The sequence below is a fragment of the Candidatus Methylospira mobilis genome (genome assembly GCF_009498235.1).
Taxonomy (GTDB): Bacteria; Pseudomonadota; Gammaproteobacteria; order Methylococcales; family Methylococcaceae; genus Methylospira; species Methylospira mobilis.
In genome coordinates, this window is record NZ_CP044205.1 from 3,479,780 (window position 1) to 3,495,876 (window position 16,097).

Here is a 16,097-nt window from a genome sequence, read left to right on the forward strand (position 1 = left end):
AAGAGGCAGGCTCCTTTCGAAAAGGGGCCGGATTCTTCTAATCGACACCTTTATTTATTAAAATCAATCTGTGTTTTTTATTCTCGGCCTGCCCCTGCATGCAAATCCGACTTTTATACCCAGCGTCGCCTCGACTTCTGCTTTGAACTTCTCATTACCCATCGGCGTCCCCGTTTGCAAAGCCGACCTTAACAGTTCCAACTCATCTGCAGCCGGCGCCCTGTCAAACAGGCTGCGGTATGCAGAGCATCGTTCTTCCGGGGAGCAACCCAACACCATATACTCACTGTGCGCCGACAGAATGGCATTGCCAATCCCCTGCGCATTGGCAGCATAGCTGGACCAGCGGTATTGTGCGGGACGCCCCACCATCCCGGCCCTGACCGGATTCATCTCGATATAACGCATGCATGACAGCAGATAAGACTGCGACTCAATAACGCTGCACTTATAGCGTCCCTCCCACAAAGCGCCATGACGTTGATAGGTTTTGTTTACATATCGCACGTAACACCGGCCCAGATGTTGAAACAAACGCCCCAGCGAGTCGGCGCGCTCGGGTGTCAACAGCAAATGCACATGATTGGTCATCAACGCGTAGGCATGAACCGCACAGCTACAGCTATCGGCGGCCTGCTTGAGGCAGCGCAAATATTCCAGATAATCGAAATCGTCGAAGAAAACCGCAGAACGGTTATGTCCGCGCTGAACCGCATGAACAGGCGCGCCAGGTATGTAAAACCGCTGTTTTCTCGGCATGGCGGCCCTTATTTTTTGAGCGGATGGCGAATGCGCAATCCCTTGAAACGGCGAAACCCTTTATCGGTGGTAATCCAATCGCAATCCCATTCCATCGCCAGCGCCAGCGCCAGCGCCAGCGCCGCATGGTAAGCATCGGGAATATCGTTGCCCTGCGCAGCAATCGACCGCGCGCACTGCAAAAACAAATCCCAATGATTTCTGCCGGGGCTCAAACAAACCGCGTATTCCGCCGACCTGAGCTGTTGCGCAAAGGCGATTGCCGTTTCCGGAGGGCTTGGACTTTCAAAAACTTTCGGGTGGGTTACCACACGGATAAATCCGCTCAAAACCAGCTCTGAAAACCCAAATGCCATATTGGAATTAACCGCGGATTCCAGCCAGTCACGATAAGCCCGATGATCTTTCGCATCTTCCCTGTGCGCATACACCAATACGTTTACATCCATCAGCATCATGACGGTTCGTCCATAATATCCAGCAACGAACGTCCGTTATCGAGGTCGACCCCGGGTTTCACGCCGTTTCCGGACGCGGTTATCATCCGTACCGTTTCGCACCGTGCCTTCGGCTTTGCCAGGGACTCGCATAACGCGTTTTCAATCACACGCGCCAGAGAAACCCCCTCGTCGGCAGCCCGGCGCCTGGCGGAAACGAGGATATGCTCGTCGAGATTCAATGTGGTTCGCATGTAACCTCCTCGTTATTACGTTTGATGGCAAATCCCTCAGTATATCATGCTGTTATATGAAAATTGATGCCTGTTTTTTTATGGGTCTGCCCCCTTTTTATTCTTTTTATTAAAGAAGCTTGACTACCGGCTTTATGCTCGTGCCTCCAATCATCTGAATATGATCAGGCCTCAACGTGGCGTTCCTCGAACCAATGATACAGGGTCGGCAGCATCACCAGTGTCAGCAACGTGGAAGTAATCAAGCCACCGATCACCACAATCGCCAGAGGGCGTTGAACCTCCGATCCTGGGTCATTGGAAAAGATGAACGGGATCAGGCCCAGCATGGCTACCGTCGCAGTCATCATCACCGGGCGGAAACGCTGCGTGCATCCCTGGATAATCGCATCCCGCTGGGCGATCCCTTTTTTGCGCAGACTACGGATATAGGACACCAGAACCACGCCATTCAGCACCGCAATACCCCAAAGCGTGATAAATCCGACTGATGCCGGAACCGAGAGATATTCGCCGGTCAGAAACAGCGAGAAAATTCCCCCAATGGAGGCGAAGGGTAACACAAGAATAATCAGCGCGGCAAAACGCAAGGAATTGAATAATAAAAACAGCAGAAAAAAGATGGCCGCGAAAGTAAGCGGAATAATGACCATCAGACGTTTCATCGCCCGGTCCAGATTCTCGAACTGGCCGCCCCATTTCAGGGAATAACCATCGGGAAGCGCCACTCTTTCGGCTACCCCCTTTTGCAGCTCGGCGACGAAACCGCCAAGATCGCGGCCATGCACATTGGCGCCGATGATGATGCGGCGCTTGCCGGTCTCCCGGCTGATCTGAGCAGGGCCATCCAGGACACGGATCGTAGCCAAATCGTCCAGCGGCACCAGCGCACCGTTCGGGGAACGCAGCAAAACCTGACGGATCGCTTCGGGACTATTGCGAAACTCTTCAGGAAACCGGACGCTTGCGGAGAAGCGCCGTTCGCCTTCGTAAACCTCAGTGCTTAAACGTCCACCGATGGCGCTTTCGATAATGTCGTTGATATCCGTCACGTTGATGCCGTGGCGTGCGATCGCGCGCCGGTCAATAGCGATAGTGAGATATTGCTGCCCGCTTACCCGCTCCACGCGGATATCTGAAGCGCCCTTAATGGAGCTCACCACTTTGATGATTTCGTCCGCTGTATGTTTCAACACCTCCAGTTCATCGCCAAACAACTTGATCGCAATATCTGAGCGCACCCCGGTCACCATTTCCGCTACCCTGGCAGAAATGGGTTGAGCCATGACAATTTGCACGCCGGGCAGCACGCTGAGTTTCTCGCGGATGGCGTCCTCCACATCGTCCTGATTCCAGCCCGGCGGCAACTGTGCGCGCGGCTTGAGCGTTACGATGGGATTAGATTCGTTCTCCGGCTGGGGATCGGTAGAGTTTTCGCTGCGCCCCAACTGGGAAACAGCCATGGCCACTCCCGGCACCTGCATGACCAGACGCATGGCCTCAGTTTCCAGGCGGATGGATTCGTCCAGGGACATACTGGGTACCCGGTTAATGCCGGATACGATGGCGCCCTCCTTCATTTCAGGAATAAAGGAAGTGCCTAAATGGGGAAACAAGGCCAGACTGCACGCCAGCACGCCGACAGACGCGATAATCACCGCGCCCGGATACCGCAATGCAAAACCGAGCAGTTTCAGATAAGGACGTTTCATCAGCGCAATTAGGCGGGTGTCATGCTCCTCACCTCCCTTGAGAAGATACGAGCAGAGCACCGGCGACAGCGACAGCGTCAGCGATACAATCAGCGAAATGAACAACGCGATAGCGATAGTGATGGCGAGCGGAGCGAACATTTTGCCTTCCAGCCCGGTCATGGTCATCAGCGGCAGAAATACCAGGCAGATAATACCTACGCCGAACAACACCGGCGTACCTACTTCGGCGGCGGCGCGCTGCACAATCAAACCGCGGCTTTCGCCGTTTTCCCGCGCCTCGCCAAGATGGCGGAAGGCGTTTTCCACAACGACCACGGAACCATCCACCATGATGCCGATCGCAATGGCAAGCCCCCCCAGCGACATCAGATTGGCGGAGATACCGTAATGATTCATCACCATGAACGTAGCCAACGGCGTAACGATCAGCGTCGCAACGACAATCAGGCTGGAACGGATATCGCCCAGATACAGAACCAGGGTCACAATAACCAGACCGATGCCCTCCATCAGCACCTTGATTACCCCATGGATAGCCGCGTTCACCAGATCGGTGCGGTCATAGAACGGAACAATCTTGAGACCGCCGGGCAGCATACCGTGCGCGTTGATTTCGTTTATGCGCGCCTTGACCCGACCAACAATTTCTTTGGCATTGCCGCCCCGGATCATCATGACGATGCCGCCAACCGCCTCAGTATCGCCGTTCTTGATCACCGCGCCATAACGGCCGGCCTGACCGATGCGCACCTCTGCCACATCGCGGATGAAAACCGGCGTGCCGTCTATCTCCCTGAGCACGATATCGGCGATATCCGCCACGCATTGAATAAGCCCGACACCACGGATCAAATACTGCTCGGCGTACTGTGGAAGTTTGCCGCCACCGCTGTTGGCATTGTTCAGCGCGAGCGCGGAATAGACATCCTTGAGGCTCAAGCCATGATGGCGTAAGCGGTCCGGGTTGGCCAACACCTGGTACTGGCGCTCGAAACCGCCGACGGAGTTGATTTCGGCAACCCCCGGAATATCGCGCAGTAGAGGGCGCACCGTCCAGTCCTGAATGGTGCGCCGTTCCGTCAGCTCATCGACACTCAGCGATCGATTACCGTCGTCTGGGCGCTCCAGCGTATATTGATAGACTTCACCCAGCCCGGACGATACCGGGCCTAAAATCGGCGTTACATCCTTGGGTAACCGGTCCGCACCCTCGATCATGCGCTCCAGCACCAGCTGTCGCGCGAAATAGATATCGGTCCCATCGGTAAATACCAGTGTGATCTGGGACAGTGCATTGCGGTTCACCGAACGCATTTCCACGAGCCCCGGCAACCCGGTCATCGCGATTTCCAGCGGCGCTGTGACAAAACGTTCCACCTCTTCCGGAGAACGCCCTGGCGCTTTGGCGGCAACCTGAACCTGGACGTTGGTCACGTCGGGAAACGCATCGACGGATAGCGCGCGCATTGCATTGACGCCAAAGGCAATGAGGCAAAGCGCCAGCACGACGACCACCACACGCTGCTTGAGCGCAACGCGGATCAGACTCTTGATCATGGCTCACTCCAGTTCCTTGCGAATGCGTTCATTATTGAGATGGAACGCGCCATCCACAACGATTTGCTGGCCTACGGCAAGCCCGGAAAACACCTGACGCAACCCTTTGTTCCGGTCCCAGCGCAACCAAACGCAACTGGAAACGATCCTGGGCAATCAGGACGAATACGTAGTCGTGATCGCTTTGCCGGATAACAGCCTTGGCAGGAATTGTCACTGCTTCGATTGAGGCTCGGTGAATAATCATGGTTGCCAGCATTTCCGGCTTGATTTTTTTATCCGGATTTTCTATTTCCATACGTACCGTTACGGTACGGCTAACGGGATTCACGGTATCGGCCACGTAAACCAGTGTGCCGGTGATGGTCTGTCCCGGTAGCGCAGGAATTTGCACTTCCGCCTTACCGCTTAGCTCGATCAGATGAGCATCCTGTTCCGGTGCATCGGCGGTCACTGTAATGGTTTAATGAACCCGGACACTTCCAAAGGCAGAATTTATACTGTCAGCAGAGGTGAGCATGAAGACAAACGAGACAAAATACAAGCGCCCCAAATACAGTCTGGAATTCAAGCAGGATGCCGCCAAGCTGGTTCTTGAAAAAGGCTACAGCCTGAACCAGGCTGCCGATCATTTGGGCATATCATTAAGTGCCCTGGGACGCTGGGTCCGGGCGGAACGCAAGCCTTCCGGCAATGAGTCTGCGACGAAAAAGCCAGGCTTGAATCTGGGGGATCACGATGAATTGATTCGTTTGCGTAAGGAAATTGAACAATTACGCATGGAGCGTGAAATCTTAAAAAAGGCCGCAGTCTTCTTTGCGAAAGAAGCCGAATAAAGTACGGGTTTATTCAGGTGCAACAGAAGACGTATCCAGTGACCGTGCTCTGTCGAGTGATGCAGGTGAGTACCAGTGCGTATTATGAGTGGTTAAAAGCCCGACAGGACAGCGATAAGGATCAACAAGATCAAAAGCTTGCCGAGAAGGCGAGGCAGATTTTCATCGACAATAAACAGTGCTTTGGTTCGCGTCGTTTAGCGGATCGATTGCAAAAACAAGGTCATGCCGTTGGGCGTTTTAAAACGCGGCGCATCATGCGAGATTTAAAGTTGAAGGTTCGCTATCCCAGGCGAGTTAAGGTCACCACTGATAGTAACCATAACGAGGCCATTTCGCCCAACCGCTTGGACCGGCAATTCCAGGTTGCCAAACCCAATCAAGTATGGACGACAGATATTACCTACGTGTGGACCCTGCAAGGCTGGCTTTATGTCGCGGTGGTCATCGATCTGTTTTCCCGGCAAGTCGTGGGCTGGGCGATTGATGATCACATGCGGACCTCGCTGTGCGTCAAGGCCTTGCAAATGGCCTTCTGGCGCCGTAAGCCGCCACCCGGTCTGTTGCATCACTCGGATCGTGGCAGCCAGTATGCGAGCCGGGAATATCGCCGGCATTTAGAAGTGATGAAGATGGAACAGAGTATGAGCCGTAAAGGGAACTGTTGGGACAACTCGCCGACCGAACGCTTTTTTCGCAGCTTGAAGCATGAGCAGCTCAACTACGAAAAATTCAAGACCCAAGAGGCCGCAAAACTGAGTGTGATCGATTATTTGGCTTTTTATAATGGCCGTCGTTCACACTCAATATTGGGTTATCAGACCCCTCTCGAATTCGAGCGGGAATTTTATCGAAACGCTGCCTGAACAGGTGTCCGGTTTTTGTTGACCATTACAAGCGCCTCAAAGGCGCTATAAAATCGTGAGCCGCCCAAGGCGGCTAATTACAGACGCAACTTCATCTGCTCGTATCTGGCATCTTCTTCGTCTTGGCGCCTTATGTACTCCCTTACTACGTTTTCGTCCAATCCGACCGTAGACACAAAATAACCCCGCGCCCAGAAATTCTCCCCGGTAAAATTCCTTTGCCGACCGCCAAACTGCCTGGCTATCTGAATGGCACTCTTTCCTTTCAAATACCCCACCACATTCGATACCGCATACTTCGGCGGGATACTGATGCACATGTGCACATGATCGGCCATCACATGCCCTTCCACGATATTCGAGTCCTTCTGCGAAGCAAGCTCATGGAATATCGCACCTAAATTTCGTGGTAACTCACCAAATATTTTCTTCTTGCGCCGCTTCGGGATAAACACCACATGATACTTACAATCCCAACGCGTATGGCTCAAACTCTGATACTCTTTCATCGTGACTCTCCGTCTCTTGGTCGAAACTTCAGCGTCACGAAGACCGCTGTATAGGTCAAACCTTTGTGAGTCCCCCGGCAGAGCCGGGGGCTTACTTCATTGAGTTAGCGAAAAGACGCGCTATTTTATCAGTAATCTGGATGTCGCCGACCCCATGCGTCTGGCACAGGCGGTACGCGCTCACTGGTGCATCGAAAACAACCTCCATTGGGTATTATGTCGCGCTCGATGAGGATAGCCATCGGACTCGAAAAGGACATAGCGCTGCCAATTTAGCCGTTATCAGGCATATTGCGTTGAATCTGATAAAAAAGAAAAATCAGCAAAGGTTGGCGTCAAGATTAAACGCTTGAAAGCCGGCTGGGATAATGATTATTTGCTACGGGTAGTCGGCGTTATTTAAGCGCGGTTGCCCTGGAGTATGAGCCGCAAAACTGAGCGTGATCGATTATTTGGCTTTTTTATAGTGGCCGCGCCGATCACACTCAACATTAGACTATCAGTCCCCGTTCGAATTCGAGCGGGTGTTTTATAGAAACGCTGCCTGAACAGGTGTCCGGTTTTTGTTGGCCATTACATCGCCACCGGGAATTGAAACACAAGATGCCGTAACCGTTCAGACACCCACCGATTTTAATTATTTTCCGTTCGTCCTGAGCTTATCGAAGGATGAATGATAATCCTATAGCATTGATAGTTAACCTGTTCATGGTTCGACAAGCTCACAACGAACGGATTATTTTTGCGACAATGGACAAAATTACAAGGGGTGTCTGAACGGTTACAAGATGCCTGCCAAGCGCACCTCCCTATGCGCTTAACATTGATTCAAAGCCTGTTACGTAAATAACCAGCTCAGTCGTAACTAAACGTTTTGTTCGGATAAGCCGGCAAACGCGGCATTTCCTGTTTCGGGAATTCGCCGGTCAGGCCGTTCAGGAAGGCAACGATATCGTTTATCTGTTCGGGCGTCAACGTTTTGTCCAGTTGCGCTTTCGCCATCACCGCAACGGCGTCCTGCAGCGTGCTGATTTTCCCGTTATGGAAGTAAGGCGCGGTCAGCGCGATATTGCGTAAAGTCGGCACTTTGTACATATGCCGGTCCGCGTCGTTCTTAGTGGCTTCATAACGCCCCTGGTCGGCGGAGAAGTTATATTGGGCTTCCAGCGCGCCGTTCTCGTAGGTCGGGAATTTCATGAAAAAACCGGTTCCTTCCGGCAGCTGCGGTCCGTTGAATACCGGGCCGCTGTGGCAGGTCGTGCACCCGACCTCGGCAAAGGTCTGCAATCCGCGTTGCTGCTGCTCGGTTAATGCCGTCTTGTCCCCTGTCGCGAACTTGTCGTAAGCGCTGTTCGGCGTAATCAGGGTACGTTCGTAAGCCGCTATCGCATTTGCCGCATTATCCGCGGTAAGCGCTGCATCCGCAGCCCCCCCGAAAGCGGTTGCGAAAGCCTGCGTATATCCGGGTATCTGTTTCAGACGCGCTACCACATCATCCCAGCTTTTCATGCCCATTTCGATCGGGTTGGTCACCGGGCCCTTGGCTTGCGCCTCCAGACTGGCCGCACGGCCGTCCCAGAACTGCACGGAATTGAATGCCGAGTTCCATACGGTAGGTGAACTCCGCCCGCCGACTTTTCCATGAACGCCGACAGAACCGCCCCGATTGTCTTCACCGCCATACATGGTATTGTGACAGGAAGCGCAGGAGATCGTACCCGTGGATGACAAACGCGGGTCATGATAGAGTATTTTACCCAGCTCCACCTTGGCCGGCGTCGACGGATTGCCGGCCGGTTCCGGCGCTTTAAGCGGTAAAGCCTGCCATTCGGCGGCCTGGGCAATACCGATGACGCTTGTCAACATCAGCGCTCCGCCCCATAAAGCTTTCTTTTTCATTTCTCCTCCGATTTATTAGTGTGATTGATCATACGCAATAAGCAGCTTACGTGTATCAGGTGCATATTAATAGAGAAGCATGACCGCACTCAAGCCAACGGCGGGTTTATTCGCAAACGCCACAAATCTGTCATAATAAACCCATTGAAATTTTGCAGGTTATGGCATAGAGGCTGGCACATGCGGATACTACGAACCAAACGTTCGACACCTGACGACTTCCAGGAAAGCGGACTGCGCCGCTGTCTCGATGCTTCCGACCTGACGCTGCTGGGTGTAGGCGCGATCATAGGCACCGGCATATTTGTACTGACCGGCATTGCCGCGGCCACCCAGTCTGGTCCTGCCGTCATCATTTCCTTTGTCATTGCCGGTCTGGTCTGCGCCCTCGCAGCGCTGTCCTATGCCGAACTCGCCTCAAGCGTAGGGGGTTGCGGCAGCGCTTACGGGTACAGCTATGCGGCTTTCGGCGAACTGATCGCCTGGATAATCGGTTGGGATTTGATACTCGAATACGGCATCTCGGTTGCCGCCGTCGCCAATGGCTGGTCCGGTTATCTGAACAACGCCCTGGTTGCGGTGGGGCTGCCTCTTCCCGATTCGCTCACTCATGCGCCGCAAGCCGGAGGCATTATCAATCTGCCGGCATCGGCCATCATCCTGTTGTTGATGGGCATGCTGATACTCGGCGCCAAGGAAAGCGCGCGGCTGAATACCGTCATGGTAACCATCAAGATCATCACCATTGCGGTTTTTATCGGCATTGCCTCTTTTCACGTCCAGCCCGGCAACTGGAGCCCTTTCATGCCGTTCGGCTGGTTCGGCCATGATGAAACCGGGAAGCCTGTCGGCATACTGGCCGGCGCATCCATCGTGTTTTTTGCCTATGTCGGATTCGATGCGGTATCCACTGCTGCGGAAGAAGCTAAAAATCCAAGGAAAGATATACCTGTCGGCATCATCGGCTCTCTGTGCTTTTGCACATTGGTGTATATACTGGTGGCCGGGCTGCTCACAGGCATCGTTCACTATAATGAACTGAACGTTTCGTCTCCGGTCGCGCATGCGCTCGGCCTGATCGGCTTCAAGTGGGCATCGGCGCTGGTATCCACCGGCGTCATAGCCGGCCTGACCACGGTCATGCTGGTGCTGTACTACGGATTGACCAGGATCATATTCGCGATGGCGCGCGACGGTCTGCTTTCGGCGAATTTCGCCGGCGTCAACGCCAGGACGCAAACACCGGTAAAAATAATTGTAACCTGCGGTTTATTCATCGCCGCGATTGCCGGACTCGTCCCGCTTGGAGAGCTGGCGGAAATGGTCAACATCGGCACTCTGTTTGCGTTCATGCTGGTTAGCGCAGGGGTTATCGCCTTGAGGTACCGGGTACCGGAAATGATGCGCCCCTTCAAAACGCCTGCATCGCCCCTGCTGCCGCTGGCGGGCGTTTTTTCATGCGGCGCGCTGATGGCTTTTCTGCCCAGTCTCACCTGGTATCGTTTCATCGTCTGGCTGGGGTTGGGGCTGATAATCTATTTCAGCTATTCCATACGCAACAGCAAACTGGATAAATCTTGAGACAAACGAGAGGCAGCTGGGCATGGCGAAAATTCGCACTTGTCGATATACTCAAACATATATCTTTCAATTGAAAATCGCCCCGATCTTTCCGGCATAACAGAAATGGACAAACAACCTGACAGCTCATCCGCGCAAAGCGACCTCGAGCGCGAAGTTGCCGCACTTATGGTAAGCGCATTAAACCTTGAAGCATCGTCCGACGACATCGCCCCGGAAGCCCCGCTTTACGGCGCCGGTCTGGGGCTGGACTCAATAGACGTGCTTGAAATAGCCCTTGAGATTTCCAAGCGCTACGGCTTTCAATTACGGGCGGACAACGAAGACAACGTCAGTATTTTCAGTTCATTACGCAGTCTTAGCGCTCATATCGAGAAAAATCGAACCCAGTAATGCGCTCAGCATCTTCCGGCGCCGGCTCACTATCCACGATCAGCTTGTTCCTGGGTGCAATAGCTTATCCCTGGCTGGTGCACCAGACATTGACCGGACCTTTAACGCTACGTCCGCTTTATGGCTATGCTTCTGTCATATCAATGACCCTGCCGGCCGTCTTACTCGGCTGGCGAAGCCGTTACCGTCTGCCTATTCTTTGCGGCGGTTTTACTCTCGGCTTTTTTTTCTACGGCCATCAGGCATGGCTCATCAAGCATATCGACTGGTTTTATCTGCTTGAATACAGCGCCTTCAACAGCATTTTATGCCTTGGATTCGGCCGCACATTGACGGCAGGACAGACACCGATGGTTACGCAGTTCGCCACACGAATACGCGGCGCCGTTACACCCGACATAGCTGTTTATACGCGCGCTGTAACTTTGGCCTGGACGGTTTTTTTCGGGATACTGGTACTGGTTTCGTTGATGCTGTTTCTGTTGGGCTCACACTACAACTGGTCGTTATTTGCAACGACCTTAACCCCGGCACTGGTATGCCTGATGTTTGCTATCGAATACCTGATCCGTTTGCGTCAGCTGCCGCGGATAAAGCATGATGGAATCATATCGATGCTACAAACGTTACTTTCACGCACCTGAGCGGGAAAAGTAACTATTCATCCCGATACAGCGGGAAAGGCCGTCTTGCCGGCACGGATTGCCGGTATCCAGCCGACAGGGTGTTAACACTTCTATGCCATCCCTTCTGCTATGCTCAGGGCAGGCAATGGAGCCCAAATTCCGGCATTCCCTGCCGAAACGACAATTTTTTAATTCAGCACGGTAACTGAATGGTTACCGGAAAATATATACAAAACATGGCAAGTCATTCCGTTTTCTGTCATCCCGGCCTTGATTCCATCGTCGCCTGGCGAAATGGGCAAGCCGTTACGCTCCAGCGGTGTCTGAACGACGCAAGACAGGTTGCAGCCATGCTGGCTCCTGGCAGGCATATGCTGAATTTGTGTACGAATCGTTACCATTTCATGGTCGGATTCGTTGCCGCGTTGCTTCAAAACAAAATCTCCATCCTGCAGCCAACCTGCACCGCCGAAACCTCGCGCCGGCTGCTGAATTACGCCCCCGATCTTTTTTGCCTGACGGACAGGACGGATAAAACCCCCGATCTGCCCATCGTCGACTTTCCCTCACTCAATGCGAGCGGCATGCAAACAGAAGAAATCCCCGCAGTCGAATCCCAGCGCCATGTAGCCACGATATTCACCTCCGGCAGCGCCGGCACACCGGTTCCTCACCACAAAAACTGGGGATCGCTGGTGCGCAATATACGCGCGGAAGCCTTAAGGCTGGCTTTGAAAGAACAGACTGTCATCGTAAGCACCGTGCCGCCTCAGCACATGTACGGATTTGAATCGACCGTGTTGCTGGCAATGCTGGGCGGTTTTGCCCTCTGCGCCGAACAGGCTTTTTATCCCGCCGATATCCGCACAGCCATTGAGCGCTTACCATGCCCGCGGCTATTGGTTTCGACACCGTTCCATTTGCGTACACTGATGAAGTCGGGCGTATCGATACCTGAGATCGAGCAAGTGATTTCGGCAACAGCGCCTCTTTCGATCGATCTCGCGCGGACTATCGAAAACTTAAGCACGGCGCCGTTGATAGAAATATACGGATGCACGGAAACAGGGCAGCTGGCTAGCCGGCGTCCAACTCTATCCGAGTTATGGACCACGTTTTCAGGAGTCAGCTTACATCAGCATAACGGCTTAGTTTACGCCGAAGGCGGGCATCTCGACGCCGTAACGGCGCTGGACGACCACTTACAACTCCTAGATACGACGCATTTCATGTTGCTGGGCAGGTCTGGCGATACGCTCAATATCGCCGGCAAGCGCACCTCGCTAGCCTATCTTAATCAACAACTCAACTCTCTGCCCGGAGTGGAGGACGGCGTTTTCCTGATCCCCGAAAGCGAACGCTGCGATAGCATCACCCGTCCCGCTGCCCTGATCGTCGCCCCCACGCTGGATAAAACGACAGTGTTGAACCAACTCAGAGAACGCATCGACCCCATTTTCCTTCCTCGTCCGCTGCTGCTGGTCGATTCCCTGCCACGTAACGAAACCGGCAAACTACCGGCGCAAGCGCTGGTCGCGCTGCAGCTACGGCTTCGGGAAGCGGGTCGGCAGGAACTCACGGCAACTGTCATGAAACAATGCGAATCAGTCGATACCCATCCGGCAATTGCTGACCATCATCCGGCATATAACGGACATTTCCCCAATAACCCGGTGTTTCCGGGCGCGCTGCTGCTGGACCACATCATCCTGGCTATCGAGTCGACACTCGAACCGAATTTCCGGGTCACGCAAATCAGCGCAGCAAAATTCATCAGCCCGCTACGACCCGGCGAGCACATTACCTTACACCATGAGAGAAAGGATGCGCTGATTAACTTTAGCCTCAGCGTAAACGATCGCATTATCGCCAAAGGCCAAGTACATATTGAACAGTGGCAGGCCGACATTCCCTTTCTCCACCACGAACAACCGCCGTCATGAAAACAGCGCGCAAAGCATCCCATGCTCGTGCCGCATGGAGAGAACAACGAGAACGCAGCAATCTCTGCATCATGAAATTCATGCGCTGGATATCGCTGACCTGCGGACGCAGCGCCAGCCGCATACTGCTAAGAGGCATAGCGCTCTATTTCCTGCTGTTTTCGCCCACGGCAAGAACAGCCTCCCGCAACTACCTTGAGCGCGCGCTCGGTCGCACTATCGGCTGGAAACAGCTCTACCGGCACTTTTTCTGTTTTGCCAGCACCATACATGATCGCATATACCTGACCGCCAACCGCATGGAACAATTCGACATCGCCCTGGACGATCATATAAATTTGCCGGAATATACATGCAGGCGCGGCGCAATCCTGATGGGAGCGCACATGGGAAGCTTCGAAGCGCTTTACGCACTCGGACGCACCCGCCCCGATCTCAAGGTAAGTCTGGTGATGTATGAAGAAAATGCGCGTAAATTGAACCAGATACTGGCCACGATCAATCCTGCCTTGCGGCACGACATTATTTCGCTCGGCCAGATTGACACCATGATCAGGATACGAGACCGGCTGAAAAACGGTTATCTGGTCGGAATCCTGGCCGACAGAACCTTGCGCGAAGAGCCGAGCAGGAACATTTGCTTTTTGGGATCTATAGCCCATTTTCCCTACGGGCCGTTCCGGCTCGCCGCCCTGCTGCGTTGCCCGGTGATTTTCATGGCCGGTCTTTATCGAGGAGGCAACCGTTACAGCCTCCACTTTGACGCGCTGGCGGACTTCTCGGAAACGAGTCATGAAGACAAAGAACAGTACCTGATCGCTGCGATGGATAATTATGTGCGTTTTCTGGAAAAATATTGTCGGCTCGCGCCCTATAACTGGTTCAACTTCCATGATTTCTGGAAAGAACCTATGGATTAACCCGCGGATTATTTTTCGTTGTTTCAGCACCTGATCCCACCCAGAATCATTTCTGGCTGGAAACCCAGTTTTTTTTTGCGCGCGTCCTTCGCGGTGCATGGACTGGCATTATTCACAGTAATCGTCCTACCCAAGCTCTGGGTATGGGCTATCTCGGCCACGCTCATAAATCATCTGGCCCTGACAATTTTCGGCCTCTGGCCCACATGCCGCTACCTGGGTCCCAATCTTACCTGCCTACCCGAAGCGGCGCGCCGGCGCAACGAAGTAGCGCTGACCTTTGATGACGGCCCCGATCCGGAGGTTACGCCTCTGGTTCTTGAAATTCTCGACCGCTATCAGGCGAAAGCGACTTTTTTCGTGGTCGGCGCGCGCGCCATGCGATTCCCCGGATTATGCCGCGAAATCGCACGGCGCGGCCATACCCTTGCCAATCATACCCAACACCACAAAAACACCTTTGCCTGCCTGGGCTGGAGTGGGCAGATGCAGCAAATCGTTATGGCGCAACAAACCATTAAACGCATAACCGGCCAGGAACCAAGGTTTTTTCGCGCGCCGATGGGCATGCGCAACCCGATTCTGGACCCTGTGCTTTCGTGCCTCGGGTTGCCACTGATTACCTGGAACCGAAGAGGCTACGATACGCGCTGCGCGGACTGCAAAACACTCCTGGCACGACTGACAAGCAAACTGGGCGCCGGAGATATTGTACTGCTGCACGATGGCAATAGCGCAATCGGCGTCAATGGACAGCCTGTCATCCTGGAGCTTTTGCCCAAACTGCTGAATATCATTGCGGCCATGCGATTAAATCCTGTTGCCTTGAAGGATGCGCTATGCGTACCTCAACCAATCGACTCGATCAAGCCACCCGGATGCAGAAAATAGTCAGTCCAGATTTTTATGCGTATTTGATAATGCCTTCCGCTCATTTCTTTCGTTCCATGGCTGGCCGACGATTTTTCGCATCAAGCCATCGATAGTACGGATTACCAGTATGTTGTTTGCGAGCTGTAAAATCTCCCTGGGCCGCCTGGGAAAGGCGCGCAAGGCCATGGAGAAGCCGATATCCTCATATACGATATAATGCCAGTAACCTGACGGAATGAACAAAACATCGCCATGCTCCAGCTCCGCGACCGTTCCCTTCAAATACTTCAACGCAGGGTATTTTTCATAGTCCGGGACCTCGACATCAATATCGAATAAACTGCTGAACGAAAACGGCACATGATAGAGGTATTTTGCCTGTTCGGGCGGGAATAGATACACCCGCTTCTTCCCGCCGAAATGGCACAATAGAATATTCGCCAGGTCGATATCGAAGTGCATCTGCACTTTCGCACCTTTACCTCCGAAGAACAGCACCGGCAGCTTGGTAAACAATTTCAGCCCTATATCGGGATAACTGAAATCATCGGCCAGTTTTGGAGCATAAGACAAAATATTGTAGAAAAAAATGCGCAGCTTGTTTTCGCCGCTCCGTAACGACGCGACAAAGTCCTGCAATTTCATTTCGGTAAGCGCGGCATGTTGATGCCGCCTGCCACGCGCACGGTCGCCGCCACCGTAGAGTGGGACCCTGTTTTCACCTATCACAGCGCAAATATAATCCAGATCCCATTTTTCCCGGGCAGGCCATGCCTCGCTGAGCTGCTCGATAACGACCGGTATTTGAGGCGTTTTATAATGAAGAATGAAATTTTCTTTGGAAACCTTTGTTACGCGTGCTGTCGCTCCCAGTTCAATCATTGCGGAATCTCCCCATCAACCGGCTAATGCCGTCAGAGTGATTTATC

Annotated in this window: 16 protein-coding genes; 8 read left to right on the forward strand and 8 right to left on the reverse strand. The window is 53.4% G+C overall.

The genetic code is table 11. The annotated features are described in order from the left end of the window. Positions 1-63 precede the first annotated feature (63 nt). From F6R98_RS15860 to F6R98_RS15880, 5 genes are all read right to left on the reverse strand, one after another. Complete coding sequence (locus F6R98_RS15860) at positions 64-759, reverse strand: transposase (protein ID WP_153249888.1); 696 nt, start codon at positions 757-759, stop codon at positions 64-66. 8 nt (positions 760-767) lie between these two features. Beyond that, the gene (locus tag F6R98_RS15865; RefSeq protein WP_153249889.1) at positions 768-1,217 is read right to left on the reverse strand and encodes a type II toxin-antitoxin system VapC family toxin; all 450 of its coding nucleotides are present in this window, start codon (positions 1,215-1,217) and stop codon (positions 768-770) included. After that, positions 1,214-1,450, reverse strand: coding sequence for a DUF2191 domain-containing protein (locus tag F6R98_RS15870; protein WP_153249890.1), 237 nt, complete (start codon positions 1,448-1,450; stop codon positions 1,214-1,216). Before F6R98_RS15870 ends, F6R98_RS15865 begins: the two co-directional genes overlap by 4 nt. A 164-nt stretch (positions 1,451-1,614) precedes the next feature. Continuing rightward, the gene (locus F6R98_RS15875) at positions 1,615-4,722 is read right to left on the reverse strand and encodes an efflux RND transporter permease subunit (RefSeq protein ID WP_153249891.1); all 3,108 of its coding nucleotides are present in this window, start codon (positions 4,720-4,722) and stop codon (positions 1,615-1,617) included. Positions 4,723-4,753: 31 nt separating this feature from the next. After that, entirely contained in the window at positions 4,754-5,176 is a 423-nt protein-coding gene (locus F6R98_RS15880) for an efflux RND transporter periplasmic adaptor subunit (RefSeq protein WP_194269979.1), read from the reverse strand. A 64-nt stretch (positions 5,177-5,240) separates the two neighbouring features. Here F6R98_RS15880 and F6R98_RS15885 point away from each other — a divergent pair, with 64 nt between their 5' ends. Next, a complete protein-coding gene (locus tag F6R98_RS15885) occupies positions 5,241-5,558 on the forward strand; it encodes a transposase (protein WP_153248169.1) in 318 nt (105 codons plus the stop codon). A 17-nt stretch (positions 5,559-5,575) separates the two neighbouring features. Continuing rightward, positions 5,576-6,424 (forward strand): IS3 family transposase, encoded by an 849-nt coding sequence (locus tag F6R98_RS15890; protein ID WP_265588086.1) that lies wholly within the window; start codon positions 5,576-5,578, stop codon positions 6,422-6,424. Between the two features lie 77 nt (positions 6,425-6,501). Here F6R98_RS15890 and tnpA read toward each other — a convergent pair whose 3' ends face one another. Together tnpA and F6R98_RS15900 are read right to left on the reverse strand one after the other, a co-directional pair. Beyond that, positions 6,502-6,933 (reverse strand): IS200/IS605 family transposase, encoded by a 432-nt coding sequence (gene tnpA / locus F6R98_RS15895; protein ID WP_153249893.1) that lies wholly within the window; start codon positions 6,931-6,933, stop codon positions 6,502-6,504. Positions 6,934-7,788: 855 nt separating this feature from the next. Then, entirely contained in the window at positions 7,789-8,832 is a 1,044-nt protein-coding gene (locus tag F6R98_RS15900; protein WP_153249894.1) for a cytochrome-c peroxidase, read from the reverse strand. A gap of 180 nt (positions 8,833-9,012) precedes the next feature. Between F6R98_RS15900 and F6R98_RS15905 the strand changes: the two genes are divergently transcribed. The 6 genes from F6R98_RS15905 (at position 9,013) to F6R98_RS15930 (ending at position 15,186) form a co-directional block, all read left to right on the forward strand. Next, positions 9,013-10,413: an amino acid permease gene (locus F6R98_RS15905; RefSeq protein ID WP_153249895.1), complete on the forward strand. Its 1,401-nt coding sequence runs from the start codon at positions 9,013-9,015 to the stop codon at positions 10,411-10,413. Between the two features lie 105 nt (positions 10,414-10,518). Further along, entirely contained in the window at positions 10,519-10,806 is a 288-nt protein-coding gene (locus tag F6R98_RS15910; protein ID WP_153249896.1) for a phosphopantetheine-binding protein, read from the forward strand. Next, positions 10,806-11,450 (forward strand): COG4648 family protein, encoded by a 645-nt coding sequence (locus tag F6R98_RS15915; protein ID WP_153249897.1) that lies wholly within the window; start codon positions 10,806-10,808, stop codon positions 11,448-11,450. Before F6R98_RS15910 ends, F6R98_RS15915 begins: the two co-directional genes overlap by 1 nt. 218 nt (positions 11,451-11,668) lie before the next feature. Further along, positions 11,669-13,375: an AMP-binding protein gene (locus tag F6R98_RS15920; RefSeq protein WP_153249898.1), complete on the forward strand. Its 1,707-nt coding sequence runs from the start codon at positions 11,669-11,671 to the stop codon at positions 13,373-13,375. Beyond that, complete coding sequence (locus tag F6R98_RS15925) at positions 13,372-14,295, forward strand: LpxL/LpxP family acyltransferase (RefSeq protein WP_153249899.1); 924 nt, start codon at positions 13,372-13,374, stop codon at positions 14,293-14,295. Before F6R98_RS15920 ends, F6R98_RS15925 begins: the two co-directional genes overlap by 4 nt. A gap of 75 nt (positions 14,296-14,370) precedes the next feature. Next, positions 14,371-15,186 (forward strand): polysaccharide deacetylase family protein, encoded by an 816-nt coding sequence (locus F6R98_RS15930; RefSeq protein WP_228124916.1) that lies wholly within the window; start codon positions 14,371-14,373, stop codon positions 15,184-15,186. On the opposite strand, the gene F6R98_RS15935 is transcribed toward F6R98_RS15930, so the two are convergent. Then, on the reverse strand, positions 15,187-16,050 hold the full coding sequence (locus F6R98_RS15935; RefSeq protein WP_153249900.1) for a cupin-like domain-containing protein: 864 nt from the start codon (positions 16,048-16,050) through the stop codon (positions 15,187-15,189). It abuts the gene before it with no gap. Positions 16,051-16,097: the final 47 nt, after the last annotated feature.

Coding starts and splice junctions, on each gene's coding strand:
- F6R98_RS15920 (WP_153249898.1), top strand. CDS start 11,669: ATGGCAAGTCATTCCGTTTTCTGTCATCCCGGCCTTGATTCCATCGTC.
- tnpA (WP_153249893.1), bottom strand. CDS start 6,933: ATGAAAGAGTATCAGAGTTTGAGCCATACGCGTTGGGATTGTAAGTAT.
- F6R98_RS15925 (WP_153249899.1), top strand. CDS start 13,372: ATGAAAACAGCGCGCAAAGCATCCCATGCTCGTGCCGCATGGAGAGAA.
- F6R98_RS15875 (WP_153249891.1), bottom strand. CDS start 4,722: ATGATCAAGAGTCTGATCCGCGTTGCGCTCAAGCAGCGTGTGGTGGTC.
- F6R98_RS15935 (WP_153249900.1), bottom strand. CDS start 16,050: ATGATTGAACTGGGAGCGACAGCACGCGTAACAAAGGTTTCCAAAGAA.
- F6R98_RS15915 (WP_153249897.1), top strand. CDS start 10,806: ATGCGCTCAGCATCTTCCGGCGCCGGCTCACTATCCACGATCAGCTTG.
- F6R98_RS15865 (WP_153249889.1), bottom strand. CDS start 1,217: ATGATGCTGATGGATGTAAACGTATTGGTGTATGCGCACAGGGAAGAT.
- F6R98_RS15900 (WP_153249894.1), bottom strand. CDS start 8,832: ATGAAAAAGAAAGCTTTATGGGGCGGAGCGCTGATGTTGACAAGCGTC.
- F6R98_RS15860 (WP_153249888.1), bottom strand. CDS start 759: ATGCCGAGAAAACAGCGGTTTTACATACCTGGCGCGCCTGTTCATGCG.
- F6R98_RS15910 (WP_153249896.1), top strand. CDS start 10,519: ATGGACAAACAACCTGACAGCTCATCCGCGCAAAGCGACCTCGAGCGC.
- F6R98_RS15905 (WP_153249895.1), top strand. CDS start 9,013: ATGCGGATACTACGAACCAAACGTTCGACACCTGACGACTTCCAGGAA.
- F6R98_RS15870 (WP_153249890.1), bottom strand. CDS start 1,450: ATGCGAACCACATTGAATCTCGACGAGCATATCCTCGTTTCCGCCAGG.
- F6R98_RS15885 (WP_153248169.1), top strand. CDS start 5,241: ATGAAGACAAACGAGACAAAATACAAGCGCCCCAAATACAGTCTGGAA.